The sequence below is a fragment of the Pseudomonas sp. BJP69 genome, from assembly GCF_007633355.1.
In the GTDB taxonomy this organism is placed as follows: Bacteria; Pseudomonadota; Gammaproteobacteria; order Pseudomonadales; family Pseudomonadaceae; genus Aquipseudomonas; species Aquipseudomonas juntendi.
Window position 1 is genome coordinate 3,184,426 of record NZ_CP041933.1, and the last position, 25,658, is coordinate 3,210,083.

Below are 25,658 nucleotides of genomic sequence, written 5' to 3' on the forward strand. Positions count from 1 at the left end.
GGTTGTTCTAATTGGAGGCAGGGTGTGGTGGTCATACGGGATATTGTTGTTGTGTGTAGTGGCCTTGGCGCCGACTCACCGGCGCCCACAGGGCGCTGGCGTGCCGGCGCCAAAGCCGGCATCAGTCTTATTTGCGAATGATGTTGTGCTCCGGCCCATACGGGAACCGGGTGATGTTTTCGGCACCGCTGTCGTTGACGATCAGGATGTCATGCTCGCGATAGCCACCGGCCCCAGGCCGCCCTTCGGGCAGCATGATCATCGGCTCGATCGACACTACCATCCCCGGCTCCAGCACTGTGTCGATGTCTTCACGCAGTTCAAGCCCGGCCTCGCGGCCGTAGTAATGGCTCAAGGTGCCGAATGAGTGGCCATAGCCGAAGGTGCGGTATTGCAGCAGGTCATGGCGCAGGAAAATGTCATTCAGTTCACGGGCAATGTCGCTGCAGCGCATGCCTGGGCGCACCAGTTTCAGTCCGGCTTCGTGCACCTCGACGTTGGCCTGCCATAACCGCAGGTGCGCCTCCGGGCAGTGGTCGAGGAACAGCGTACGCTCCAGTGCGGTGTAGTAGCCGGCGATCATCGGGAAGCAGTTGAGGCTCAGGATCTCCCCCTTGCCGACCCGGCGGCTGGTGACCGGGTTGTGTGCACCGTCGGTGTTGAGCCCGGACTGGAACCAGGTCCAGGTGTCCATCAGTTCGGCATCCGGGAAGCGTCGGGCAATTTCGCGCACCATCGCCTGGGTCGCATGCAGCGCCACCTCGTACTCTGGCACCTGGTCACGCAGTGCCTCCACCACCGCAGCCCCGCCGATATCGGCTACCTGTGCACCGTGGCGGATCAGCGCCTGTTCCTCGGCCGACTTGATCATGCGCATGCGCATGCAGGGCGCGCCAATATCCACCAGTTCGGCTTTCGGATAGCAGGCCGCGAACTTGGCGTGGTTCTGCAGGTTGAGGTGGTCGTACTCCACCCCGATGCGCGAGGCCAGGGGCAACGCCTGCTGGATCGCGACGAAGTAGTTGTCACGTTGCCAGTCGGTGTAGACGATGTTGTCGGTACCTACCGTACGCCGCCACGGTTGCCCGCCATCGATATTGGCGCTGACCGAGACGACCTTGTCCTGGGTAACGACCAGCGCATAGGGGCGGCCGAACGAGCAATAGAGGAAGTCGCTGTAGTAGTTGACGTTGTGGTACGAGGTGAAAATGGCCGCTTCGATGTCGTGTTCCGCCATGTACGCCCGCAGCCGGGCGTGGCGGGCGGCATATTCCTGGGCAGAAAAGGTCGGCTGCACCTTGTTGCCGTTGCGGATTTTCAGGGTCTTGGGCATTTGCATGGTCGGGTTTCCTTGTCGTTGTGAGCACGCTGTTCAGGCCGGCCGCCTGAGAAGCATTGCAACAGAACCGACAAGGGCACTTTTGTATCTATCCGACCTGGAATTGGCGGGATCGCCAATGGCAAAGGGGGCTGCCCAGCAGCCCCCGCAGGTTCCTCACTTCAGGTCAAAACGGTCCAGTTCCATGACCTTCTCCCAGGCGGCAACGAAATCGCGCGCGAACTTAGCGCCGCCATCACTGCTGCCGTACACCTCGCTCAACGCCCGCAATTGCGCATGCGACCCAAACACCAGGTCGACGCGGCTCGCGCTCCATTTCACCTGCCCGCTCTTGCGGTCGCGGCCTTCGAACGCTTCGTTGTCTGCCGAAGTCGGCTTCCACTCCACGCCCATGTCCAGCAGGTTGCGGAAGAAATCGTTGCTCAGGGTGCCAACCTTGTCGGTGAACACGCCCTGTTGACTCCCCGCATGGTTGGCACCCAACACGCGCAGCCCGCCGATCAGTACGGTCATTTCCGGCGCGGTCAAGGTCAACAGCTGCGCCTTGTCCAGCAACAACTTCTCGGCTTTGACGCTGTAGCGGCCCTTGCTGAAATTTCGGAAACCATCCGCCAGCGGCTCCAGCACGGCGAACGATTCCACGTCGGTCTGTGCCTGCGTAGCATCGGCACGGCCCGGGTGAAACGCCACGCTCAGGTCATGACCGGCGTCCTTGGCGGCCTTCTCCACGGCAGCGGCACCGGCCAGCACGATCAAGTCGGCCAGGGAAATGTGCTTGCCGCTGGCAGCGAACTCGGCCTGGATGTGCTCAAGCGCGGCAACGACCTTGCCGGTGCCCTGGTTGGCCACCCAGTCTTTTTGCGGTGCCAGGCGCAGGCGACCACCGTTGGCACCGCCGCGCTTGTCAGAGCCCCGGAAGGTCGATGCTGCAGCCCAGGCCGTGGCCACCAGCTCGCCCACGCTCAGGCCCGTGGCCAGCACCTTGGCCTTGAGCGCGGAAATGTCCTGCTCGCCCACCAGCGGGTGGTCGACTGGCGGGATCGGGTCTTGCCACAGCAGCTCTTCATTGGGCATTTCCGGGCCCAAGTAGCGCGCCAGCGGGCCCATGTCGCGGTGGATCAGCTTGTACCAGGCGCGGGCGAAAGCATCTGCCAGTTGCTCAGGGTTGTCCTTGAAGCGCTTGGCGATAGGCCCATAGACCGGGTCGAAGCGCAGCGCCAGGTCGGACGTGAGCATCGACGGCGCGTGGCGTTTGGCCGGGTCGTGGGCATCCGGTACGGTGCCCGCGCCTTTGCCTTCTTTCGGTGTCCACTGGTGGGCACCAGCGGGGCTTTTGGTCAGCTCCCACTCGAAGTCGAACAGGTTGTTCAGGTACTCGTTGCTCCACTTCGTCGGCGTCGAAGTCCAGGTCACTTCAAGGCCGCTGGTGATGGTGTCGCCGCCCTTGCCGGTACCCAACCTGTTGGCCCAGCCCAGGCCCTGCAGTTCCAGCCCAGCGGCTTCCGGCTCGGGGCCGACATTGTCGGCCGGGCCGGCACCGTGGGTCTTGCCGAAGGCATGGCCGCCGGCGATCAGCGCCACGGTTTCTTCATCGTTCATGGCCATGCGGCCAAAGGTTTCACGGATGTCCCTGCCCGAGGCGACCGGGTCGGGGTTGCCCTCCGGCCCTTCCGGGTTCACGTAGATCAGGCCCATCTGCACGGCCGCCAGCGGGTTCTCTAGGTTACGCTCGCCACCGAGGTCTCGGCTTTGTTCCTGCGGGTGCTTGGCGGGCTCTGCCACCAGGTCCCCTTGCCCTGGCGGCTGGGCTTTGACCTGCTCCTTGCCATAGCGGGTATCGCCACCCAGCCAGACCTTTTCCGAGCCCCAGTAGACATCTTCGTCCGGCTCCCACACATCGGCGCGGCCGCCAGAGAAGCCGAAGGTCTTGAAGCCCATCGACTCCAGCGCCACATTGCCCGTGAGCACGATCAGGTCGGCCCAGGAAATCTTGTTGCCATACTTTTGCTTGATCGGCCACAGCAGGCGCCGGGCCTTGTCCAGGCTGACGTTGTCTGGCCAGCTGTTGAGCGGTGCGAATCGTTGCTGGCCAGAGCCTGCGCCACCGCGACCATCGGCAATGCGGTAGGTGCCGGCGCTGTGCCAGGCCATGCGGATGAACAGCGGGCCGTAGTGGCCGAAATCGGCCGGCCACCAGTCCTGCGAATCGGTCATCAACGCGGTCAGGTCTTGCTTCAGGGCCTGGAAATCCAAGCTTTTGAAGGCCTTGGCATAGTCGAAGTCCGGGTCCATCGGGTCAGACTTGGACGAGTGCTGGTGCAGGATTCTGAGGTTGAGCTGGTCAGGCCACCAGTCACGGTTGGTGGTGCCGCCACCTGCGGTTTGATGGAACGGGCATTTCGATTCATTCGACATCTGCGGGTACCTTTAGGTCGATTATCCAGATTTCCGGTCTGTGCCAGATGTTCGCTCAGCCGAGCAGGCGCGCGTGCCATGCCTGATCAGGTGTAAACGGGGGCTCGCGAAGCTGTCACAACGGGTGGGTGCGGTCTTGCACAGGCGTGCTGCCCCCACCGGTGCGCGGAATTCGCGGGGCCAGGAGAAAGACTAGCCGAGCCTGAGCGCAGGTCTAATAGAGGGGCTGTTTGGCCGCGATAGGTTGGCTCTTTCAGCGCCGCAGCTTCAGACCAGGCCGCCGGCACATCCATACAAGGCACGACGCGGCGGCCCATGCTTCAATACAGCGCAAAACCCTTAGCTCCGGAACCCAAGCCTCATGAACCGCAACGACCTGCGCCGCGTCGACATGAACCTGCTGGTGCTGTTCGAAGCCTTGATGATCGAACGCAACCTCACCCGCGTCGGTGAAAAGCTGTTCATCACCCAGTCCACCGTCAGCGCCGCCCTCGCCCGCCTGCGCGAACTGTTCGACGACCCCCTGCTGATCCGCAGCGGGCGCGCCATGGAGCCCACGCCACGGGCGATGCAGATCTTCGCGGAGCTGGGCCCGGCCATGGATGTGATTTCCGCGGCCATCAGCCGCGCCCGCGAGTTCGACCCGGCCAGCAGTTGCAACGTCTTCCGCCTGGGGCTGTCGGACGATGCCGAGTTCGGCCTGTTTCCGGCCTTGCTGCAGGCCCTGCGTGAAGAAGCGCCGGACATCAGCGTGGTGGTCCGGCGGGCCAACTTTCTGTTGATGCCGGGCTTGCTGGCCAGCGGCGAGATCTCGGTGGGGGTAAGTTACACCACCGACCTGCCGGCAACCGCCAAGCGCCGCAAGCTGCGCGATATCGGCGTGCGGGTGCTGCGCGCCGACGATCGGCCGGGGCCGCTGACACTCGACGAATACTGTGCCCGGCCGCATGTGATGGTATCGTTTTCCGGTGACATGAGCGGCAACATCGACCTCGACCTGGCGCGGATCGGTCGATCCCGCAAAGTGGTGCTGGCCGTGCCGCAGTTCGGCAGCCTGCGCACCCTGCTGCGCAACACCGAACTGATCGCCACGGTACCTGACTACGCTGCCTGTGCACTGGTCGAAGACAGTTGTCTACGCGCCGACCCTGCACCGTTCGAGATCACCGAGGCCGAGCTGTCGATGGTCTGGAGTGGCGCCCAGGACAACGACCCGGCCGAGCGCTGGCTGCGCGAGCGCATCATGCAGTTCATGGCCAGCCAGCCTTGACGATGGCCAGGCTTACTTGCCCCGCTGCATCCACGCCGCCCCCAGGCCGCTGAGGCAGATCACCGCGATACCCACCAGGCTCAAGGTATCCGGTACCTGGCTGTACACCACCAAGCCAAGCAAGCCGGCGAACACGATCTGGCAATAGCTGAACGGTGCCAGCAACGCGGGTGCCGCATGGCGGAATGCCTGGGTCAGCAACAGGTGCGCGGTCATGCCGAAACCGCCCAGCGCCAACATCAGCAAGGCATGGTCCCAGCGCGGCACTTGCCAGAAGAACGGCACCAGCGCACTCATCGCCAGCGTATTGCACAGCCCCGCATAGAAGTTGCTGGTGGTGGGGCTGTCATGCGCGGCCAGAATACGCGTCAGCAACTGATAGAAGCAGAAGCCCAACGCCGAGCCGAACGGGTACAGAATCGCCGGGGTAAACATGGCCCCACCCGGGTGCACCACCACCAGCACGCCGATGAAACCCAGCACCACCGCCACCCACTGCGCCACGGTAACCCGCTCTTTGAGCAATGGCGCCGACAGTGCGGTGACCAGCACCGGGGCCAGGAAGTTGACCGCCGTTGCCTCGGCCAGAGGCAGGTACTGCAAGCCCGTGGTGAACAGCAGGCTGGTGCTCAGCAGGCTCAGGGCACGCAGGGTCTGCAACAGCGGGCGGCGGGTACGCAGGACGTTCAGGCCGGCCTTGGGCAGGAAAATGCCGGCCATCAGCAGGGTATGCACCACATAGCGCGCCCATACCACCATCACGATCGGGTACAGGCCGCCGAGGAATTTGGACAAGGCATCGTGGCTGGCGAACAGGAACGTCGCAACCACCACCAGGGCGATGCCACGCAAGGGTTTGTTGACGCCGGACAACGGTGTACTGGAACTCATGGCTCTCTCGATGACGACGCCGCCATAGGCCGCGCCAGGGGGATGACCGCGCAGGCGGAGCCTGGCGGATGCAACAGCTGGGATTCTAGAAGAGATGCCGCAACATAAGGAAGTTCATTTGCCCCAGGCCGGGGCCGAACGCATTTTCCGTTCGCTGATCGACCACTTTGCGCGCCGCGCGCATGGCCCGTGCCGCAGTGATCATCGACCATGGAGCCTCACCCGGCACACTGTACAAGGAATCGACATGCAAAGGCTCACAACCTGTAACGGCCTGAAACTGCCTGCCCTGGGCCTGGGCACCTGGCCAATGACCGGCAGCGCGTGCACCCAGGCCGTGCGCCAGGCACTGGAGTTAGGGTACCGGCACATCGACACCGCCACCGCCTACGAGAACGAAGCCGCCGTCGGCCAGGCCCTGCGCGACAGCGACGTCCCGCGCGAGCAGGTCCACCTGACCACCAAAGTCTGGTGGGACCGGCTGCAACCCAAGGCCATGCGCGCGTCGCTGGAAGCCAGCCTGCGGGCACTGGGTACCGAGCAGGTGGACCTGTTCCATATTCACTGGCCCGGCCAGCATGAAGACCTGGCCCGCAGTATCGAGACCTTGGTGGCCCTGCGTGAAGAAGGCAAGGCACGCCACATTGGTGTGGCCAACTTCCCCTTGGGCTTGCTACGCGAGGTCGTGGAACAGCACGGGGCGCCGTTGTCGGCGATCCAGGTGGAGTACCACGTGCTGCTCGGCCAGCAGCCGCTGCTCGATTACGCCCGTAGCCATGATCTGCTGCTCACCGCCTATACCCCGCTGGCCCGCGGCCAGGCGGCGGCGCACCCGGTGATCCAGGCGATTGCCGGCAAGCACGGCGTACTGCCCAGCCAGGTGGCGCTCAAATGGTTACTGGACCAGGACGGTGTGGCGGCGATCCCCAAGGCCAGCAGCCGCGAAAACCAGTTGGCCAACCTGGCGGCGCTGAACGTGCAACTGGATGACGAGGACCGCGCTGCGATTGCCGAACTACCGAAAGACCAGCGAGTGGTCAGCCCGCCCTTTGCCCCGGACTGGAATAGCTGACCGGGGGCCGCGCCGGTGGCGCTCAGTGCCGGGCGCCACTCACCAGGTAATTGAGCAATGCGGGCTCGTCTGCCAGGTCAATGGCCCGCACTGGGCGGTGCCGTCAATCCTGCTCGGCAAACGCCTGCCCGGCATCCCAGCCACCGCCTAGCGCGGCCACCAGTTGCACACTGGCCACCAGGCGCCCTTGCAGCAGGTTCAGCACACTGCGCTCGTTACTCAGCGCCGTGGCCTGCACGTTGACAACGTCCAGGTAACCGATCAAGCCTGCGCGGTACTGGTTTTCGGTCAGGCGCAGCGACTCACGGGCGGCATCCAGCGCCTCCTGGCGCACCACCGCTTCATCACCGTAGACCTTCAACTGCACCAGCAGGTTTTCCACTTCCTTGAAGCTGTCCAGCACGGTCTGCCGGTACTGCGCCACGGTCTGGTCATAAACTGCCACGGTGCGGTCAACCTCGGCGCTGCGCTTGCCGGCGTCGAACAGGGTCAGCGCCAGTTGCGGCCCCACCGACCAGTAGCGGTTGGGCAATTCGATCCAGTTGTTGAAACTGCTGCTGGAATACCCCCCATTCATGCTCAGGCTGAGGTCCGGGAAGTACGCCGCCCGCGCCACGCCGATATTGGCGTTGGCAGCCATTACATTGCGCTCGGCCGCAGCAATGTCTGGCCGACGCTCGAGCAATTGCGAAGGCAGTGACACCGGAATGCGCGGCAGCGCGGGGATAGCCTTGCTGTCGGCCAGGTTGAAGTCGGCCGGAGGCTTGCCCAGCAACACCGCAATGGCGTTCTCGAACTGCGCACGCTGCCAGATCAGGTCGATCAGGTCAGCCTGGGTGCTTTTCAGCTGGGTGCGCGCCTGGGCAACCGCATCGGGGCCGGCAACGCCGGCGCGGTACTGGTTTTCATTCATCCGCAACGAACGCTGGTAAGCGGCCACGGTCGCCTCGAGCAAGCGCTTCTGCTCGTCGAGCACCCGCAGTTGCAGGTAGTTCTGCACCAGTTCCGACTGCTGGCTCAAGCGGATCGAGGCGAGGTCGGCGAGGCTGGCTTGGGCACTGGCCTGGTTGGCACTCAGGGTTTCCCGCAACTTGCCCCACAGGTCGATTTCCCAGCTCACGCCCAACTGCGCATTGTAGGTGTCGCGTATGCCGCTGCTGTTGTTGGACAGGCTGGAGCTGGAGCTGCCAGTACCCTGCGCCGAGCGGTTCTTGCTGGCGCTAAGGTCAAGGCTGGGGAACAGCGACGCACGGCTGCTGCGCACCAGCGCCTGGGCCTGGCGGTACTGGGCTTCGGACTGCGCCACGGTCTGGTTGCTGCGGTTCAATTCCTCGACCAGCGCATTGAGCCCGGCGTCGCCATAGATTTCCCACCAGGCGCCACGGGCGATGGCATCGGACGGTGTGGCCTGGGTCCAGCCCTCGGCGTGTTTGAACTGCGCCGCCGTGCTGTCCAGCGCCGGGCGCTGGTAGTCCGGGCTCAGGGTGCAGGCACTGAGCATGGCCACGCACAACCCGGCGCTGAGCAGGCGCGAGCCACGCCCGCGGGTCAACGCCTGCAGGCCACGATGCAGTGGGGAGTGGGCAAATGTCATAGCGGGGTTTCCATGGCGGCGTCGGTGCGCACACCGCGCCAACGGTTGAAGCGGTGGCGCAGGCGGTCGAGGTACAGATAGACCACCGGCGTCGTGTAAAGGGTCAGGATCTGGCTGAACACCAGGCCACCGATGATGGTCAGGCCCAGCGGCTGGCGCATTTCGGCGCCTTCGGCCTGGCTCAGCAGCAGCGGCAAGGCACCGAGGATGGCCGCCAAGGTGGTCATCAGGATGGGCCGCAGGCGCAGCAGGCACGCGCGGCGAATCGACTCCTCCGGAGACAGCCCCTGATGACGCTCAAGCTGCAGGGCCAGGTCGATCATCAGGATGGCGTTCTTCTTCACCACGCCAATCAGCAGGAACAACCCCAGCAGCGAAATCAGGCTGAACTCGCCACCGGTCAGGTACAGCGCCAGCAAGGCACCGACGCCGGCCGACGGCAACGTGGAGAGAATGGTCAGCGGGTGAATGTAGCTTTCATACAGAATACCCAGCACCAGGTACACCAGCAGCAATGCACCCAGGATCATGAACGGCTGGCCCTGCTGGGTCTTGGCAAAGGCATCGGCGCTGCCGCCGAGCTTGGCGATCACCCCCTCCGGCAGGCCCAGGGTCGCCACTGCCCGCTCTACCGCGGCCAGGGCCTGGTCGGGGCTATAGCCTTCGGCAATGTCGAAGGCGATGTCTTCGGCAGCGAACTGGCCTTCGTGGCTGACCCTGTCGTTGGCCAGGGTATTTTCGTAGTGGGCGATGGTCGACAACGGCACCCGGGCACCGTCCGCGGTGATCACCTGCACTTGTTCGAGGGTGCTGGGGTCCCAGGCGTATTTCGGGTTGATTTCCAGCACCACCTGGTACTGGTTGAGGCTGTCGTAGATGGTGGAAATCTGGCGCTGGCTGTAGGCGTTGTTCAGCACCGTGGTGACCATGTCCATGTCGATCCCCAGCCGCTTGGCCTGGTCGCGGTCCACCACCAGCGTCACCTGCTGGGTGCCACCCCCATCGCGGGCGTCGATGGCAGTCAGCTGCGGCAGCGCGCGCAGCGCCGCGACCACCTTCGGGAACCACTCGCGCAACGCCGCCAGGTCGCCGCTTTGCAGGGTGTACAGGTACTGCGACGAGGTCTGGTCACGCCCGCCACCCCCCAATTGCAGGTCCTGGTCGGCCATCAGGAACAGCCGCCCACCCGGCACCTTGGGCATCTCTTTGCGCAGGCGCTCGATCACTTTTTGCGCGTCCAGCTTGCGCTCGCTGATCGGCTTCAGGCGCACCAGTATCATGGCGTTGTTGGTACCGCTGTTGCCGCCGATGAAGCCGGCAACGCTCTGCACCGCAGGGTCGGCGAGCAAGGCGCGACGGTAGGTTTCCATCTTCGGCTGCATCACGCTGAACGACAGGCCATCGTCACCGCGGATAAAGCCCATCAGTTGGCCGGTGTCCTGCTGGGGCATCAGCGTCTTGGGCACCACCACGTACAACGCGATATTCAGGCCAATGGTCGCCAGCAGACTGAACAGGGTCAGGCGCTTGTGGCGCAGGGCCCAACCCAGGCTGCGGTCATAGGCGTCGACCATGCGCAGGTGGAGCTTGTCGCTCCAGCGTTGCAGGCGCGTCTGCTCGGCGTTGTGCGGCCTGAGCCAGCGCGCGCAGAGCATCGGCGTAAGGGTCAACGACACCACCAGCGACACGATGATGGCCGCCGCCAAAGTGATGGAAAATTCCTGGAACAGGTTGCGCACGATGCCGCCCATGAACAGGATGGAAACGAACACCGCCACCAGCGAGACGTTCATCGACAGCAAGGTGAAGCCGACTTCCTTGGCACCCAGGAAGGCCGCCTTCATGGGTGGCTGGCCGTCTTCGATGTGCCGGGAAATGTTCTCCAGCACCACGATGGCATCGTCCACCACCAGGCCGGTGGCAAGGATCAGCGCCATCAATGACAGGTTGTTGAGCGAAAAACCACACAGGTACATGACAGCGAAAGTACCCACCAGCGATACCGGCACCGCCAGGCTGGGGATCAACGAGGCGCGCAGGCTGCCGAGGAACAGGTAGACCACCAGGATCACCAGCACCACCGCGATCAGCAGGGTGTGCTCGGCCTCCTTGAGGCTGGCATTGATGACCGGCGACCGGTCCATGGCCACGTTCAGTTGCACGCTGGCGGGCAGCAGCGACTGCAGGGCCGGCAGCTGCGCCTTGATCTGCCCGACCGTCTCGATGATGTTGGCGCCAGCCTGGCGGTTGACCACCAGCAGCACTGCCGACTGGTCATTGAAGAAGCCACTGTTGTAGCGGTTTTCGACCCCGTCGGTAATCGCAGCCACGTCGGACAGACGCAGAATGGTCCCGTTCTGCTGGCGAATGACGATGGGCTCGTAGTCCTTGGCCTTCTCCAACTGGTCATTGGCGCGCACCTGCCAGTTGCGCTCGGCGTCTTCGACAAAGCCCATGGGCCGGCGCTGGTTGGCGTTGGCCACCGCGGTGCGCACTTCATCCAGTGACAGGCCGTACTGGTTGAGCAATTGCGGTTCGACGGCAATGCGCACCGCCGGCAACGAACTACCGCCGATCTGCACCTCCCCTACCCCGGACACCTGGGCCAGGCTCTGCGCCAGAATGGTGTCGGCCAGGTCGTACAGCTGCCCCTTCTGCAACACGTCCGAGGTCAGCGAAAGCACCATGACCGGCGCCTGCGATGGATTGATCTTCTTGTAGGTAGGCATGCTGCGCATGCCGCTGGGCAGCAGGTTGCGGGTGGCATTGATGGCCGCCTGCACTTCACGCGCCGCACCGTCGATATCACGGCCTATCTCGAAACCGATGATCACCCGCGTCGAGCCCTGGTTGGAGCTGCTGGTCAGGGTGGTCACGCCGGCGATGCTGCCCAGCTTGCGCTCCAGTGGCGTGGCCACGGTAGAGGCCATGACCTCGGGGCTGGCACCGGCCAGGTTGGCCGACACCACGATCACCGGGAAATCCATTTCCGGCAGTGGCGCAACCGGCAGCAGCTTGAAGCTGACCCCACCCAGCAGCATGATCGCCAGGCTCAGAAGCATCGTCGCCACCGGGCGACGAATGAACGGCCCCGACAGATTCATGCTTCGGCCTGCTTCGCGCTATCGGCCGGGCGCCAGCGGCGCGCCAGGCGGTCGAAGTACAGGTAGATGACCGGCGTGGTGAACAACGTCAGCACCTGGCTGACCAGCAAGCCACCGACCATCACCAGGCCCAGCGGCTGTCGCAGCTCGGCGCCGGAGCCTGTGGCCAGCATCAGTGGCACGGCCCCGAACAGCGCCGCCAGGGTGGTCATCAGGATTGGCCGGAAGCGCAACAGCGCCGCCTGGTAGATGGCGTCCCGGGGGCTCATGCCTTGATGCCGTTCGGCTTCGAGGGCGAAGTCGATCATCATGATCGCGTTCTTCTTGACGATACCGATCAGCAGGATGATGCCGATGATCGCGATCATGCCCAGGTCGTTGCCGCTGATGAGCAAGGCCAGCAAGGCACCGACGGCCGCCGACGGCAGCGTCGAGAGGATGGTCACCGGGTGGATGTAGCTCTCGTACAGCACGCCCAGCACGATGTACATGGTGACCACCGCTGCCAGAATCAGCAGCAAGGTGCTCGAAAGCGAGGCCTGGAAGGCCTCCGCCGCCCCCTGGAAGCGGGTTTGCACCCCCAGCGGCATGCCGATGTCCTGCTGTACCTGCTCGATCACCTGCACCGCTTCACCCAGTGACGCGCCATGGGCCAGGTTGAAAGACAGGGTCACGGCCGGGAACTGGCCAATGTGCGAGATCGCCAACTGGGCCTGGCGCTGCTCGATGCGCGCCAATGCCGACAGGCGTACCTGGCCGCCATCGGCAGCCTTGACGTGGACCGACTCCAGCGCCTGCGGGCCGATGACCGCGGCATCTTTGGCCTGCAGCACCACACGGTACTGGCTGGCCTGGGTGTAGATGGTCGAGATCTGCCGCTGGCCAAACGCGTCGTACAAGGCGTTGGTGACCTGCGACACGGTGATGCCCAAACGGCTGGCCATGTCGCGGTCGATGACCAGGTACACCTGCAGGCCTTTATCCTGCAGGTCACTGGCCACATCGGCCAGCTCGGGGCGCTGCTGCAGCGCCTGCACCAGTGTGCCGCTCCATTGCGCCAACAGGTCGGCATCGGGCGACGACAGGCTGAACTGGTATTGGGTGCGGCTGACGCGGTCTTCGATGCTCAGGTCCTGCACCGGTTGCATGAACAGGCGAATACCCACCAGGCGGTCGACTTGCGGCTGCAGCCGGCTGATCACTTCGCTGGCCGTGACGTCGCGTTCGCCGTGGGGCTTGAGGTTGATCAGCAAGCGGCCGCTGTTGAGCGTGGCGTTGTCACCATCGACACCAATATAGGACGACAGGCTTTGTACGGCCGGGTCCTGCAGGATCACCTTGCTCAAGGCCTGCTGGCGCTCGCTCATGGCGGCGAACGAAGTGGACTGCGGCGCTTCGGAGATGCCCTGAATGACCCCGGTGTCCTGCACCGGGAAGAAGCCCTTGGGCACCACCATGTAGAGGAACACCGTCAACACCAGGCTTGCCACCGCCACCAGCAAGGTCAGCGGCTGGTGCCTGAGCACCCATTGCAGGGCACTGCCGTAGTGTTTGATCAGCCAGTCGATCCAGGCGCCACTGGCACGGTAGAACCGGCCCTGCTCTTCTTCCTTGGGTTCACGTTTGAGCAGGCGCGCGCACATCATTGGCGTCAGGGTCAGCGACACCACCAGGGAAATCAGGATGGCCACCGCCAGGGTGATGGCGAACTCGCGGAACAGGCGGCCGACCACGTCGGCCATGAACAGCAGCGGGATCAGTACCGCAATCAGCGAGAACGTCAGCGATATCAGGGTGAAGCCAATTTGCCGGGCGCCCTTGAGCGCGGCCTGCATGGGCGTTTCGCCCTCTTCGATATGGCGGGAAATGTTCTCCAGCATGACGATGGCGTCGTCGACCACGAAGCCGGTGGCGATGGTCAGCGCCATCAGCGTGAGGTTGTTGACCGAGAAGCCGGCCAGGTACATCACGCCGAAGGTGCCGATCAGCGACAGCGGTACCGCGATGGACGGAATGAGGGTGGCGCTGGCCCGGCGCAGGAAGACGAACGTGACCATGACCACCAGCACGATGGCGATCAGCAGTTCGTGCTGGACATCCTTGACCGCGGCACGAATGGTCTGGGTGCGATCGGTGAGCACCGACACATCCAGGCCCGCAGGCAGGTTGTCGGTGATCGACGGCAGCAGCGCCTTGATGCGGTCTACCACTTCGATCACGTTGGCACCCGGCTGGCGCTGGATGTTCAGCAGTACCGCATGGTTTTCGTTGGCCCAGGCTGCCAGGCGCTCGTTCTCGGCACCGTCGACGATTTCGGCCACGTCCTTCAGGCGCAGCGGCGCACCGTTGTTATAGGCCAGGATCAGGTTGGCGTATTCCTCGGGGGAGCGCAGCTGGTCGTTGGCGTCGAGCATCGACACGCGGGTGGGCCCGTCGAAGTTGCCCTTGGGCTGGTTGACGTTGGACGCGCCGATCAGCGTGCGGACATCTTCAAGGTTCAGGCCATTGGCCGCCAAGGCATCGACATTGACCTTGATCCGCACCGCCTGGCGCTGGCCCCCGGCGATGCTCACCATGCCCACGCCGCTGATCTGCGCAAGCTTCTGCGCCACCCGGGTATCGACCAGGTCGTTGAGCTTGGGCAGCGGCATGGTCTTGCTGGAAATGGCCAAGGTCAGTACCGGCGTGTCGGCCGGGTTGACCTTGTTGTACACCGGCGGCGCCGGCAGGTCGCTGGGCAGCAGGTTGCTGGCGGCGTTGATCGCGGCCTGTACCTGCTGCTCGGCAACGTCCATGTTCATGTCCAGGTTGAAACGCAGGGTGAGCACCGATGCGCCGCCGGAGCTGGTCGAGGCCATTTGCTCAAGCCCGGGCATCTGGCCGAACTGGCGCTCCAGCGGCGCGGTCACCGCGCTGGTCATGACCTCCGGGCTGGCGCCGGGGTACAGGGTCATGACGCGGATGGTCGGGTAGTCCACCTGCGGCAAGGCAGAAACCGGCAGCAGCTTGTAGGCGATCAGGCCGGCCAGCACGATGGCCAGCATGCTCAGCGTGGTGGCGACCGGCCGCAGGATGAACAGGCGCGAGAGGTTCATGCGCCCGCCTTGCCTGCTGCGGCACCAGGCTGCGCTTGCCCTGGCTGGCCCTCACCGGCATCTGCCGACCCTTTGGCATCCTGGCCCTGCAGTTTCTGGCCTGGGGTCGTCGGCACCTGCGAGCTGTTTTCGACCACCTCGACCTTGGTGCCCTCGCGCAGGCGGTCAGTACCTTCCAGTACCAGGCGGTCGCCGGCCTTCAGGCCATCGAGGATGACGCTGTGCTCGCCATCACTGGCACCGACCTTGAGCTTGCGTACATTGACCGTGCTCTGGTCGTTGACGACGTAGGCGAACGTGCCGTCGTTACCGAACTGAATGGCTGCCGCCGGGGCCATGACCACCTGCTTGAGGGTGTCGGCCAGCAGACGCACGTTGACGAACTGGTTGGGGAACAGGGCCAGGTCCTTGTTCTCGAAGCGGCCCTTGAATTTCAGGGTGCCGGTGGTGGTGTCGATCTGGTTGTCGATACTGGCCAGTACCCCCTTGGACTGCAGCTTGCTGTCACTGCGGTCCCAGGCCTCGACCGGCAGGCTGGCGCCGCTGCGGTAACGCTGCAGCACGGTGTCCAGTTCGGTTTCCGGCAAGGTGAAGGCAACGCTGATGGGCTCGGTCTGGGTGATGACCACCAGGGCATTGGTGTCGTTGGCCGCTACCAGGTTCCCCAGATCGAGCTGGCGCAGGCCCACCCGGCCGTTGATCGGGGCGCGGATCTGGGTGAACTCCAGGTTCAGCCGGGCATCGTTGACTTGCGCCTGGTTGGTCTTGACCAGGCCCTGAAACTGCGCCACCTGGGCCTCGGCCGTGTCGAGGGTCTGCTTGGCGATACTGTCTTCGGCGTACAAGCCTTTGTAGCGGGCCAGGTCGACCTGGGCGTTCTTCAACTGCGCCTGGTTCTGTGCCAGCGTGCCTTCGGCCTGCTGCAGCGCGATCCGGTAGGTGCGCGGGTCGATTTCGGCGAGCAGGTCGCCGGCCTTGACCTGCTGGCCTTCCTTGAAGTGGATTTTGACCAGCTCGCCTGCCACGCGGCTGCGCACGTTGACGGTGTTGGTCGCAGTCACTGTACCCAGCGCCTTGTAATACAGCGGGAAGTCACCCACGGTCACGGGTTCGACGCGCACAGGCACCGGATCGGTTGAACCACCGAAGCCCGGGCGGCCGCCCATGCCCATGCCTTTGCCACCACGCCCGCCGCTGGCGTCCTTATGCCCAGGCGTTGCTGCAGGCCACAGCCACCAGGCCAGCGCAGCCACCAGCAGCAGGATCAGCAGGCCGAGCAGCCAGCGACGAGGGGAACGGGAATTGGACGCTTGCATGGGTTGAACGAACCTTGTTCGGAATGACGGCTTGGGGAGGGTGAACGATAAGCACTGGCATCGTTTTAGCAAAGGGCCTTTACCAGAGGTTTACCTTTGGCTGACGTTGCCAAGATGCGGAATTTTAAATGAAAACGGCCCGGAACGTGTTCCAGGCCGTTACAGGGTGTTGCTTGGAGCGCGCTGAGGGCTGCGGGGCTCCACAGAACGAGCGCCGCCCGCGCGGCGCATCGCGAGCTGCGCTCGCTCCTACGTTTGTTTCGGGCCAGTATTGCCTGGGCCAGGCGCGCGCGACCGCCTTGTTCGCACGGCGCTATATCGAGCCATGCCCCAAGGCGTTCGCGCGCAAATCACACAGGCATAATTGGCGCGAAACAAACGTAGGAGCGAGCGCAGCTCGCGATGCGCCGCGCGGGCGGCGCTCGATCTCACAAGCGCTAAAGATGCCACGGCGAGCACTGACAACCCTGCAGAGCAGAGCTGCACTCTTTCCTACAGGGCTATCACAACATCAAAGCGCTCCGCGACAGGCGCGCTGCTTACTTCAGTACCGCCAGTGCAGCCTCGTAGTCCGGTTCTTCAGCGATTTCGCCGACCAGCTCGCTGTGCAGCACTTTATCGTTCTCGTCCAGCACCACCACGGCGCGGGCGGCCAGGCCAGCCAGCGGGCCATCGGCGATGGCCACGCCGTAGTTTTCGAGGAACTCGCGGCCACGCAGGGTCGACAGGTTCTTCACGTTCTCCAGGCCCTCGGCGCCGCAGAAACGTGCCTGCGCAAACGGCAGGTCGGCGGAGATGCACAGCACCACGGTGTTGGCTACATCGTTGGCCTGGGCGTTGAACTTGCGCACCGAAGTGGCACAGGTTGGGGTGTCGACGCTCGGGAAGATGTTCAGCACCTTGCGCTTGCCGGCGTAGTCTTTCAGCGACTTGTCAGCCAGGCCTTCACCCACCAGGGAAAAAGCCGGAGCCTGGGCGCCGGCCTGTGGCAGGTTGCCGTTGACCTGAACCGGGTTGCCTTTGAGAGTCACTTGAGCCATGACGAAATCCTTATGCGGGGTTTGAAAAGGACACCGAGTTAAGCATGAAGGCGGCCGAGTGCCTATGGGGGCGGGTGAATTTGTTCTATTCCCGGATAATGTTTGTGAACAAACTTCCGGCTTTCTCGCCGCTTGCCGGGTGAGTTTAACGCGCAAAAAAACCCGGGCGGCGCCAGCCAACCCGGGCTTGTTTCATAGTCAGCCGTGACTCAACCCAGCAGGCCGTACACCACCGAAGTCAGCGCAACCAGACCAACCACCACCACGAATACGTTGGACGCCGCGCCGCTGTACTTGCGCATGGACGGTACACGGCGAATGGCGTACATCGGCATCAGGAACAGCAGCACCGCAAGGATCGGGCCGCCGAGCGATTCGATCATGCCGAGGATGCTCGGGTTGAGGGTGGCGACGACCCAGCACACTACCAGCATCAACCCTGCAACCACCCGGTCCAGGGCCTTGGCGCCCGGGCGTGCGCCGGTCTTGGCGATAATGCCCTTGAGGCCTTCACTGGCACCGATGTAGTGGCCGAGGAACGACTTGGCGATGGCTACGAAGGCAATCAGCGGCGCGGCGAACGCGATGGTCGGGTTGCTGAAGTGGTTGGCCAGGTACGACAGGATCGATAGGTTCTGCGCCTTGGCTTCAGCCAGCTGCGCGCTGCTCAGGGTCAGCACGCAACTGAACACGAAGAACAGCACCATCACCACCATCAACAGGTGGGCACGGCGCAGAATCTGCCCGCTGCGCTCATCGGCGTGGTCGCCGTAGCGGCGTTTCTGGTCCACGGCGAAGGCCGAAATGATCGGCGAGTGGTTGAAGGAAAACACCATCACCGGAATGGCCAGCCACAAGGTGTGCAGGAAGGCCGAGGCCGGTGGCACCTGGGTGGCGCTATCGAGGATACCGCCAGTCCAGTGCGGCACCAGATACAGGCCCAGCAGCGCCAGGGCAACGATGAACGGGTATACCAGCAGGCTCATGACCTTGACCGTGGCCTGCTCGCCGCAGCGCACGATGGCCAGCAGGCCAAGAATCAGCACGAACGACAGCATGGCCCGTGGCGGTGGCTGCAGGTGCAACTGGTGCTCGATGAAGCTGGACACGGTGTTGGTCAGCGCCACGCTGTAGATCAGCAGGATCGGGAAGATGGCGAAGAAGTACAGCACGGTGATCGAGGTGCCCGCAGTGCTGCCGAAATGCTCCTTGACCACCTCGGTGATATCACCACCGGTGCGCCCGGAAAGCACGAAACGGGTCAACCCACGGTGGGCGAAATAGGTCATCGGGAATGCCAGCACGGCCAGGACCAGCAGCGGCCAGAAGCCGCCAAGGCCGGCGTTGATCGGCAGGAAAAGGGTGCCAGCACCGATGGCGGTGCCGAACAGGCCCAGCATCCAGGTGGTGTCGTGCCGCGCCCAGTTACCGAGGGTGGCGGGGGTCGATTCTGCAAAGCGTTGTTCAACGCTTGGGGCCTGCTCATTCATTCCGGGTGAAGCTCCACTCGCAAGACTGCAACAGGCTGAGAATGGCGAAACAGTGCGTTCGCCCAACTCAACCGGAAAAGAGGGGCGCGATTGTGCACGGAAAGGTTGCACTTGCGAAGCCCTTTTCCGAGGGGCGGTTGCACTTGTCTTTACAAGTGGCAGGCATCGCGGGTGTTGCGCGGTGGATGCAGGAGCTGCCTTGCAGCGCGAACGGGGTGCTCAGCACCCCGATGCAGGGTTACTTCTGCACGGCAGCAAACGCCTCGGCTACCCGTTGAAGGTTGGCTGGGCGCAGGCCGGACATGCACACGCGGCCGCTATCGATCAGGTACACGCCAAATTCGTCGCGCAGGCGGCGGACCTGCTCGACGCTGAAGCCGGTGTAGCTGAACATGCCACGCTGTCGCAGGAAGAACTGGAAGTCCTGGCCTGGAAGCAGCACGGCCAGGGCATCGACCAGCGCCTGGCGCATATCCAGAATGCGCTTGCGCATCACTTCGACTTCCTCGGCCCACTGGGCATTCAGGCCGGCATCGCCGAGCACCCCAGCCACCAGTTGGGCACCGAAGTTGGGCGGGCTGGAATAGTTGCGGCGCACGGTGGCCTTGAGCTGGCCCAGCACGCTCTGTGCGGTGGCCGCGTCGTCGCACACCACTGACAAGCCACCGACCCGCTCGCCATACAGCGAGAAGATTTTCGAGAACGAGTTGCTGACCAGGCACGGTACGCCGGCACGGGCCATTTCGCGGATGGCGTAGGCGTCTTCGACCAGGCCCTCGGCAAAGCCCTGGTAGGCGATGTCGAGGAACGGGATCAACTGGCGGGCCTTGACCACTTCGACCACCTGCTGCCACTGGTTCTGGGCCAGGTCGGCACCGGTCGGGTTATGGCAGCACGGGTGCAGCAGGACCACGCTATTGGCCGGCAGCGCTTGCAGGGTGGCCAGCATGCCGTCGAAGTCGACGCCGCGGGTGGCCTGATCGAAGTACGGGTAGGTGTGCACCTTGAAACCGGCACCCTCGAAGATGGCACGGTGGTTGTCCCAGGTCGGGTTGCTGACCCAGACTTCCGACTGCGGGAAGTAGCGCTTGAGGAAGTCGGCGCCGACCTTCAACGCCCCAGAGCCACCTACGGTCTGCACCGTGGCCACGCGCCCACCCGTCACGGCCGGGTGATCGGCGCCGAACAGCAGCGCCTGAATCGCCTGACGGTAGCTGGCCAGGCCTTCCATAGGCAGGTACAGGGACGCTTCATGGTCCTGGCCGGCGATGCGCTTTTCCACCGCATCCACCGCCGCCAATTGCGGCACCACGCCGGCCTCATCGTAATACAGGCCGATGCTCAGGTTGACCTTGTCGGCGCGCGGGTCGGCCTTGAAAGTTTCCATCAACGAGAGGATCGGGTCGCCGGCATAGGCATCGACATGTTTGAACACAGCGTGCAGCTCCTTGGATCAGGACAGTACGAAAAGTCAGCCCTGAGCATACCCGCACATACGGCTCAGGAACATCCACTAATGTGCAAGGTTGTCTATGCAACATTGCATGGCCAGGGTTTTATGCTGGCAGTGATGGCCTAATCGCCGGCAAGCCAGCCACAGGGATCGCATCAGGGCTGGCAGGTGTTTGTCAGAAGATATGCAGCGCCTGTTAGAGCGAGCGCCGCCCGCGCGGCGCATCGCGAGCTGCGCTCGCTCCTACGTTTGTTTCGGGCCAATTATTCCTGTGGGATTCGCGCGCGAACGCCTTGGTGCATGCCTCAATATCGCGCCGTACAAACAAGGCGGCCGCGCGCGCCTGTCACAGGCGTTACTGGCCCGAAACAAACGTAGGAGCGAGCGCAGCTCGCGATTGCGCCGCGCGGGCGGCGCTCGATCTCACTGGCGTTGAAGATGCTACGGCTACCCTTGCCAGGAACCATAGAATCTCCCACAGGGATCGCATCAGGGCTGACAGGTGTTTGCCACAAGGTATGCAGCGCCTGTTAGAGCGAGCGCCGCCCGCGCGGCGCATCGCGAGCTGCGCTCGCTCCTACGTTTGTTTCGGGCCAATTATTCCTGTGGGATTTGCGCGCGAACGCCTTGGCGCATGCCTCAAAATCGCGTCGTACGAACAAGGCGGCCGCGCGCATCTGGCACAGGGGTTACTGGCCCGAAACAAACGTAGGAGCGAGCGCAGCTCGCGATGCGCCGCGCGGGCGGCGCTCGATCTCACAGGCACTGAAGATGCAGCGGCTACCCTTGCCAGGAACCATGGAATCTCCCACAGGGATCGCATCAGGGCTGGCAGGTGTTTGCCACAAGGTATGGCAGCGCCTGTTAGAGCGAGCGCCGCCCGCGCGGCGCAATCGCGAGCTGCGCTCGCTCCTACGTTTGTTTCGGGCCAATTATTCCTGTGGGATTTGCGCGCGAACGCCTTGGTGCATGCCTCAATATCGCGCCGTACAAACAAGGCGGCCGCGCGCGCCTGTCACAGGCGTTACTGGCCCGAAACAAACGTAGGAGCGAGCGCAGCTCGCGATTGCGCCGCGCGGGCGGCGCTCGATCTCACTGGCGTTGAAGATGCTACGGCTACCCTTGCCACAAACCCTAGAATCTCCCACTGCGGGAGCTGGCCTGCCGGCGATTAGGCCGGATCAACCAAGCAACGCTTTCAGGTCTTGCAATTCCTGCTCGGTCAGCGCCACCCCCTCCTCGTCTGCCACCTCGCGCTCGCGGTAACGCCGTTCACCCGGCATGCGCGTCAACCCTGCCGCCTGCATCTGCTCCACCAGATCGCGGCTGCGCTGGGCAAAACGCTCGCCCTCGGCCTTGCTCGGGTCGATGACGATGATCAGTTGCCCGGTCCATGGCGTTTTCGCCCCCGGGTGCTCCGCCCAGTCGAATTCCCAGGAGAAGTGCCCGCCTGTCAGCGCCGCCGCCAGCAATTCGACCATCATCGACAGCGCCGAACCCTTGTGCCCGCCAAATGGCAGCAAGGCACCGCCCTCGAGAATCGCCTTGGGCTCGGTGGTTGGTTCGCCATTGGCATCGACACCCATGCCTTCGGGAAGCGGCTGGCCGGCACGCGCGGCAATCTGAACGTCGCCGTGGGCCATGGCGCTGGTGGCCATGTCGAAGACGATCGGGTCATGCCCGGCGCAGGGTGCTGCAAAGGCGATAGGGTTGGTGCCGAACAGAGGCTTGCGGGCCCCATGCGGCACCACGCAGGTCATGCTGTTGACCACGCTGAGGGCCACCAGGCCCTCTTCAGCGAACGGCTCCACGTCTGGCCACAAGGCGGCGAAATGGTGCGAGTTGTGGATCGCCAGCACGGCAATGCCGGCGTTGCGCGCCTTGGCCACCAACAGGTCGCGGGCCGCCGCCAGTGCGGGCTGGGCGAACCCGCCAGCGGCATCGACGCTGACATAGCCGGCGGCAAGGTCACTGACCTTGGCCACGGCCCGCCCATCGACCCAGCCGCTGTTCAGCGTGGACACGTACCCCGGCATGCGGAACACCCCATGGCTATGGGCACCATCGCGCTGGGCGCTCGCACAATTGTGGGCCAGCACCCTGGCCACGCTGTCGCTGCAGCCATGGCGCTGGAAGATAGCCTGCAGCAGGCCTTGCAGCTCGGTAAACGGCACGCGCACGACGGTGCCGGTGGACGGTGCGGACATCTGAAGCTCCTTGTTGATTTTGGAGTGGCTACAGCGTTGCAACGGCAAAACTTTCCCGCGAGTGACAGCTATCTGTCAAATGTTGACTTAGTGGCAGAAAACATTCATTTTCTTCCCAAGCCTTACCTTCTGGAGCCCCAGCATGAGCCAACCGATCAAGCAACGCCTGGAAGCCAGCCTCGACGGGGCCGCAGCGTCAGGCCGCAAGATCGCCACCTACATGCTCGCCAACCTGCACGAACTGCCGTTCCAGACCTCGGCCAGCATCGCCGCCAAGCTGGGCGTCAGCGAATCCAGTGTCGGGCGGTTTTGCCGCTCCCTGGGTTATGCCCACCTCAAGGCACTTAAGCAAGACCTGCAGAGCGACCTGGGCGATGGCCCGTGGCTGGTGGGCGACCGCTTGCACGATTACCGCCAGCGCCAGGACGCCACCGACAACGGCGGCAGCCTGGAACTGGAAATGGCCGCCCTGGTGCGCGTGCATGAGTACCGCCAAGGCCCGGCCTGGCACAACGTGGCCCAACGCCTGGCGAGCAAGCGCCGGGTCTTTGTTGCAGGTTTTCAGACCGAGCGCGGCCTGGCCATGTGCATGGGCCACTTGCTGCAATACCTGCGCGATGGGGTGCAACTGGTCGACCTCAGTGCCGGGCACTTTGCCGACGTGCTGCTCGGTAACGCCGCAGACAGCGCCCTGGTGGTGTTCGAGGCGCGCCGTTATTCCCGCCATGCCCTGTTGCTGTGTCAAAAGGCGCGCGAGGCGGGCATTGCGGTCACCTTGGTGACCGACACTTTCTGTGACTGGGCCGATGCCAACGCCGACGAGGTGTTCCGCATACCCACCGAATTCAATCTGTTCTGGGAATCCACCTCGGCCATGCTGTCGTGGGTACACCTGATGGTCAACGAGGTCTGCAAGAAACTCGGGCCGGATGTTGAAAAGCGCTTGGAAGCAACTGCCGCTCTACATAACGAGTTCGTCGGCTACACCACGTGGTCGGCGGGCAAACAACAATAGCAAGAGTGCAATGAGGTGCGAGATGAACAAGTCCATGGCCTTGCTGGGTGCGTGCGCCCTGCTGCTGGCGGGTGCTGCCAGTGCCGAAACCCTGCGCTTCGCCACCGAGGGTGCCTACCCGCCGTTCAACTATGTCGACGCCGATAACCAGTTGCATGGCTTCGACGTCGACATTACCCATGCCCTGTGCGAACAGATGAAGGTCGAGTGCACGCTGGTGGCTCAGGACTGGGAAGGCATCATCCCGGCGCTGATGGCGCGCAAGTACGACGCTGTGGTGGCCTCGATGATCGACACCGAGGAACGGCGCAAGAAAATTGCCTTCACCGACCATTACTACCGTACCCCGTTGACCGTGGCCGTGGCCAAGGACAGCAAGATCACCGATGCCCAAACCCACTTCGACGGCTACACGGTTGGCGCCCAGTCGTCGTCTACCCAGGCCATTTATGCCGAGGACGTTTACGCCAAGGCCGGCGCTGACGTGAAGCTGTACCCGACCATGGACGAAGCCAACGCGGACCTGGCCGCCGGCCGCCTCGACGGGGTGATTGCCGACAAATTTCCGCTTCAGGAATGGATCAGCAAGAACGGCGGTGACTGCTGCAAGATTCTGGGTGATGTAGCCAACACCAAGGCCGATGCCGCCATTGCCGTGCGCAAGGATGATGAAGCCTTGCGCCAACGCCTGAACACCGCGTTGCAACAGATCGTGGCCAACGGCACCTATCAGAAGATCGCCAGCAAGTACTTTGCATTCGATATCTACAACTGATCTTCAAGCCCTCATTGCCTGACCGGCCCCTGTCGCCGGCAAGCCAGCTCCCACAGGTTGCCCACGGACCTGAAGAACAGCGGTTTACCTGTGCGAGCTGGCTTGCCGGCGATGAGGCCGGTGAGGTCAACACAAGGTGTTCGTCATGCTCGATCAATTGTCCTTGCTGTCCTTGGCCAGCGGTGGCTGGGGCCAGGCGCTGCTGGCCGGCGCGCTGGTCACTGTGTCACTGGCCCTGGCCTGCCTGCCCATCGGCCTGCCGCTGGGCCTGGTAGTCGCCCTGGCGGCCCGCTCGCGCAAACGCCTGCCACGGGCCTGGGCCACCACGTTTTCCACCGTGTTCCGCGGCTTGCCCGAGCTGCTGACACTGCTGATCATTTATTACGGCTGCCAGATCGCCGCGCAGAAGGTCCTTGCCGCCCTGGGCTATGAAGGTGAGTTCCTGATCAATACCTTCGTGGCCGCCATGATCGCGTTCAGCCTGGTGTTTGCCGCATTTTCCAGCGAGATCTGGCTGGCCGCTTTCAAGACCTTGCCCAAAGGCCAGTGGGAGGCCTGTTCGGCCTTGGGGCTGAGCAAACGCACCGGGTTCTTCAAGGTGCTGCTGCCGCAGTTGACCCGCATTGCCCTGCCCGGCTTGTCCAACAACTGGCTGTCGTTGCTCAAGGACACCTCGCTGGTGTCGACCATCTCGCTGGTCGACCTGATGCGCCAGACCAACCTGGCCGTCAGCGTGACCAAAGAGCCCATGTTCTTCTATGGCGTGGCGTGCCTGGGCTACTTGCTGTTCGCGGCATTGTCCGGGCGCGTGTTCGCCTACATCGAGCGGCGGAGCAACCGCCACCTGCAAGGAGCGCGCGCATGAGCCTCGACCAATTGCTGGCGCTGGTGCTCGACCCTGACCTGCTGGAGCGTTACGGCCCGCGCTTTGTCGACGGCCTGCTGGTCACTGCCAAGCTGGTCGCCATTTCCTTCAGCCTGGGCGCGCTGCTGGGCCTGCTGCTGGCGCTGGCGCGCCTGTCGCACAACCTGCTGTTGCAACGCCTGGCGGCAGGTTATGTGTACTTCTTCCGCGGCTCGCCATTGCTGGCCCAGTTGTTCCTGCTGTACTACGGCCTGGGCTCGTTCAAGAGCTTCTGGCAGGGAGTGGGCCTGTGGTGGTTCTTCCGCGAGGCGTGGTTCTGCACCTTGCTGGCGTTCACCTTGAACACCGCCGCCTACCAGGCCGAGATCTTCCGCGGCAGCCTGATGGCCGTCGCCCCGGGCCAGTATGAGGCGGCGCGGGCCTTGAACCTGAAGCGCTCGACGACCTTCTTCAAGGTGATCCTGCCGCAGTCGCTGCTGGTTGCCATCGGCCCGCTGGGCAACGAATTGATCCTGATGATCAAAGCCAGCGCCATTGCCTCGCTGGTGACCATCTACGACCTGATGGGCGTGACCAAACTGGCCTTTTCGCGCAGCTTCGACTTCCAGATCTACCTGTGGGCCGCAGTGCTCTACCTGGTGATCGTCGAGGTGGTGCGGCGCCTGCTGAAACACCTGGAAGCCCGCCTGGGCCGCCACCTGAACTGACCGAAGGATA

General features: G+C 63.8%; 17 protein-coding genes. 6 read left to right on the plus strand and 11 right to left on the minus strand.

The features are described from left to right. Nucleotides 1–127: 127 nt before the first annotated feature. Nucleotides 128–1,339, minus strand: coding sequence for a M24 family metallopeptidase (locus FPB55_RS14820; protein ID WP_029886918.1), 1,212 nt, complete (start codon nucleotides 1,337–1,339; stop codon nucleotides 128–130). Nucleotides 1,340–1,495: 156 nt separating this feature from the next. Next, nucleotides 1,496–3,754, minus strand: coding sequence for a catalase/peroxidase HPI (gene katG / locus FPB55_RS14825; RefSeq protein WP_144188560.1), 2,259 nt, complete (start codon nucleotides 3,752–3,754; stop codon nucleotides 1,496–1,498). A 361-nt stretch (nucleotides 3,755–4,115) separates the two neighbouring features. Here katG and FPB55_RS14830 point away from each other — a divergent pair, with 361 nt between their 5' ends. Beyond that, entirely contained in the window at nucleotides 4,116–5,024 is a 909-nt protein-coding gene (locus FPB55_RS14830) for a LysR family transcriptional regulator (RefSeq protein ID WP_144188562.1), read from the plus strand. Nucleotides 5,025–5,036: 12 nt separating this feature from the next. Here FPB55_RS14830 and FPB55_RS14835 read toward each other — a convergent pair whose 3' ends face one another. Continuing rightward, nucleotides 5,037–5,915: a DMT family transporter gene (locus FPB55_RS14835; RefSeq protein ID WP_029886916.1), complete on the minus strand. Its 879-nt coding sequence runs from the start codon at nucleotides 5,913–5,915 to the stop codon at nucleotides 5,037–5,039. 247 nt (nucleotides 5,916–6,162) lie between these two features. On the opposite strand from FPB55_RS14835, the gene FPB55_RS14840 reads away from it, so the two are divergent. Further along, the gene (locus tag FPB55_RS14840) at nucleotides 6,163–6,987 is read left to right on the plus strand and encodes an aldo/keto reductase (protein ID WP_125855352.1); all 825 of its coding nucleotides are present in this window, start codon (nucleotides 6,163–6,165) and stop codon (nucleotides 6,985–6,987) included. A gap of 103 nt (nucleotides 6,988–7,090) precedes the next feature. Here the strand turns inward: FPB55_RS14840 and FPB55_RS14845 are convergent, their stop codons facing one another. The 8 genes from FPB55_RS14845 to FPB55_RS14880 form a co-directional block, all read right to left on the minus strand. Next, a complete protein-coding gene (locus tag FPB55_RS14845; protein ID WP_115294220.1) occupies nucleotides 7,091–8,581 on the minus strand; it encodes an efflux transporter outer membrane subunit in 1,491 nt (496 codons plus the stop codon). Next, a complete protein-coding gene (locus FPB55_RS14850) occupies nucleotides 8,578–11,685 on the minus strand; it encodes an efflux RND transporter permease subunit (protein WP_009682404.1) in 3,108 nt (1,035 codons plus the stop codon). Before FPB55_RS14850 ends, FPB55_RS14845 begins: the two co-directional genes overlap by 4 nt. Then, nucleotides 11,682–14,780 carry an MdtB/MuxB family multidrug efflux RND transporter permease subunit gene (locus FPB55_RS14855; protein WP_144188564.1) on the minus strand — a complete coding sequence of 1,033 codons (3,099 nt, stop codon included), beginning with the start codon at nucleotides 14,778–14,780 and terminating at the stop codon, nucleotides 11,682–11,684. Before FPB55_RS14855 ends, FPB55_RS14850 begins: the two co-directional genes overlap by 4 nt. Further along, on the minus strand, nucleotides 14,777–16,096 hold the full coding sequence (locus FPB55_RS14860; RefSeq protein WP_054905889.1) for an MdtA/MuxA family multidrug efflux RND transporter periplasmic adaptor subunit: 1,320 nt from the start codon (nucleotides 16,094–16,096) through the stop codon (nucleotides 14,777–14,779). The genes FPB55_RS14855 and FPB55_RS14860 overlap by 4 nt, the downstream gene beginning before the upstream one ends. Nucleotides 16,097–16,635: 539 nt before the next feature. After that, a complete protein-coding gene (gene tpx / locus FPB55_RS14865; RefSeq protein WP_054881982.1) occupies nucleotides 16,636–17,136 on the minus strand; it encodes a thiol peroxidase in 501 nt (166 codons plus the stop codon). Between the two features lie 209 nt (nucleotides 17,137–17,345). Then, on the minus strand, nucleotides 17,346–18,626 hold the full coding sequence (locus FPB55_RS14870) for a serine/threonine transporter (RefSeq protein ID WP_047150160.1): 1,281 nt from the start codon (nucleotides 18,624–18,626) through the stop codon (nucleotides 17,346–17,348). Between the two features lie 238 nt (nucleotides 18,627–18,864). After that, entirely contained in the window at nucleotides 18,865–20,061 is a 1,197-nt protein-coding gene (locus tag FPB55_RS14875; protein ID WP_054912301.1) for an amino acid aminotransferase, read from the minus strand. 1,199 nt (nucleotides 20,062–21,260) lie between these two features. Beyond that, nucleotides 21,261–22,286: an Ldh family oxidoreductase gene (locus FPB55_RS14880; protein ID WP_009687028.1), complete on the minus strand. Its 1,026-nt coding sequence runs from the start codon at nucleotides 22,284–22,286 to the stop codon at nucleotides 21,261–21,263. 142 nt (nucleotides 22,287–22,428) lie between these two features. On the opposite strand from FPB55_RS14880, the gene FPB55_RS14885 reads away from it, so the two are divergent. The 4 genes from FPB55_RS14885 to FPB55_RS14900 all read left to right on the plus strand — a co-directional run bounded on the left by FPB55_RS14885 (nucleotide 22,429) and on the right by FPB55_RS14900 (nucleotide 25,648). Continuing rightward, complete coding sequence (locus tag FPB55_RS14885; RefSeq protein ID WP_115294216.1) at nucleotides 22,429–23,301, plus strand: MurR/RpiR family transcriptional regulator; 873 nt, start codon at nucleotides 22,429–22,431, stop codon at nucleotides 23,299–23,301. 22 nt (nucleotides 23,302–23,323) lie between these two features. After that, nucleotides 23,324–24,076, plus strand: coding sequence for a transporter substrate-binding domain-containing protein (locus tag FPB55_RS14890; protein ID WP_009687025.1), 753 nt, complete (start codon nucleotides 23,324–23,326; stop codon nucleotides 24,074–24,076). 145 nt (nucleotides 24,077–24,221) lie between these two features. Beyond that, the gene (locus tag FPB55_RS14895; RefSeq protein WP_009687024.1) at nucleotides 24,222–24,941 is read left to right on the plus strand and encodes an ABC transporter permease subunit; all 720 of its coding nucleotides are present in this window, start codon (nucleotides 24,222–24,224) and stop codon (nucleotides 24,939–24,941) included. After that, nucleotides 24,938–25,648 carry an ABC transporter permease subunit gene (locus FPB55_RS14900; RefSeq protein WP_144188566.1) on the plus strand — a complete coding sequence of 237 codons (711 nt, stop codon included), beginning with the start codon at nucleotides 24,938–24,940 and terminating at the stop codon, nucleotides 25,646–25,648. Before FPB55_RS14895 ends, FPB55_RS14900 begins: the two co-directional genes overlap by 4 nt. Nucleotides 25,649–25,658 lie beyond the last annotated feature (10 nt).

Bases quoted from the DNA above. Each gene is read 5' to 3' on its own strand.
- FPB55_RS14850 (WP_009682404.1), bottom strand. From the start codon at position 11,685: ATGAATCTGTCGGGGCCGTTCATTCGTCGCCCGGTGGCGACGATGCTT.
- FPB55_RS14835 (WP_029886916.1), bottom strand. From the start codon at position 5,915: ATGAGTTCCAGTACACCGTTGTCCGGCGTCAACAAACCCTTGCGTGGC.
- katG (WP_144188560.1), bottom strand. From the start codon at position 3,754: ATGTCGAATGAATCGAAATGCCCGTTCCATCAAACCGCAGGTGGCGGC.
- FPB55_RS14830 (WP_144188562.1), top strand. From the start codon at position 4,116: ATGAACCGCAACGACCTGCGCCGCGTCGACATGAACCTGCTGGTGCTG.
- FPB55_RS14895 (WP_009687024.1), top strand. From the start codon at position 24,222: ATGCTCGATCAATTGTCCTTGCTGTCCTTGGCCAGCGGTGGCTGGGGC.
- FPB55_RS14820 (WP_029886918.1), bottom strand. From the start codon at position 1,339: ATGCAAATGCCCAAGACCCTGAAAATCCGCAACGGCAACAAGGTGCAG.
- FPB55_RS14880 (WP_009687028.1), bottom strand. From the start codon at position 22,286: ATGTCCGCACCGTCCACCGGCACCGTCGTGCGCGTGCCGTTTACCGAG.
- FPB55_RS14885 (WP_115294216.1), top strand. From the start codon at position 22,429: ATGAGCCAACCGATCAAGCAACGCCTGGAAGCCAGCCTCGACGGGGCC.
- FPB55_RS14845 (WP_115294220.1), bottom strand. From the start codon at position 8,581: ATGACATTTGCCCACTCCCCACTGCATCGTGGCCTGCAGGCGTTGACC.
- FPB55_RS14900 (WP_144188566.1), top strand. From the start codon at position 24,938: ATGAGCCTCGACCAATTGCTGGCGCTGGTGCTCGACCCTGACCTGCTG.
- FPB55_RS14890 (WP_009687025.1), top strand. From the start codon at position 23,324: ATGAACAAGTCCATGGCCTTGCTGGGTGCGTGCGCCCTGCTGCTGGCG.
- FPB55_RS14840 (WP_125855352.1), top strand. From the start codon at position 6,163: ATGCAAAGGCTCACAACCTGTAACGGCCTGAAACTGCCTGCCCTGGGC.
- FPB55_RS14860 (WP_054905889.1), bottom strand. From the start codon at position 16,096: ATGCAAGCGTCCAATTCCCGTTCCCCTCGTCGCTGGCTGCTCGGCCTG.
- FPB55_RS14870 (WP_047150160.1), bottom strand. From the start codon at position 18,626: ATGAATGAGCAGGCCCCAAGCGTTGAACAACGCTTTGCAGAATCGACC.
- FPB55_RS14855 (WP_144188564.1), bottom strand. From the start codon at position 14,780: ATGAACCTCTCGCGCCTGTTCATCCTGCGGCCGGTCGCCACCACGCTG.
- tpx (WP_054881982.1), bottom strand. From the start codon at position 17,136: ATGGCTCAAGTGACTCTCAAAGGCAACCCGGTTCAGGTCAACGGCAAC.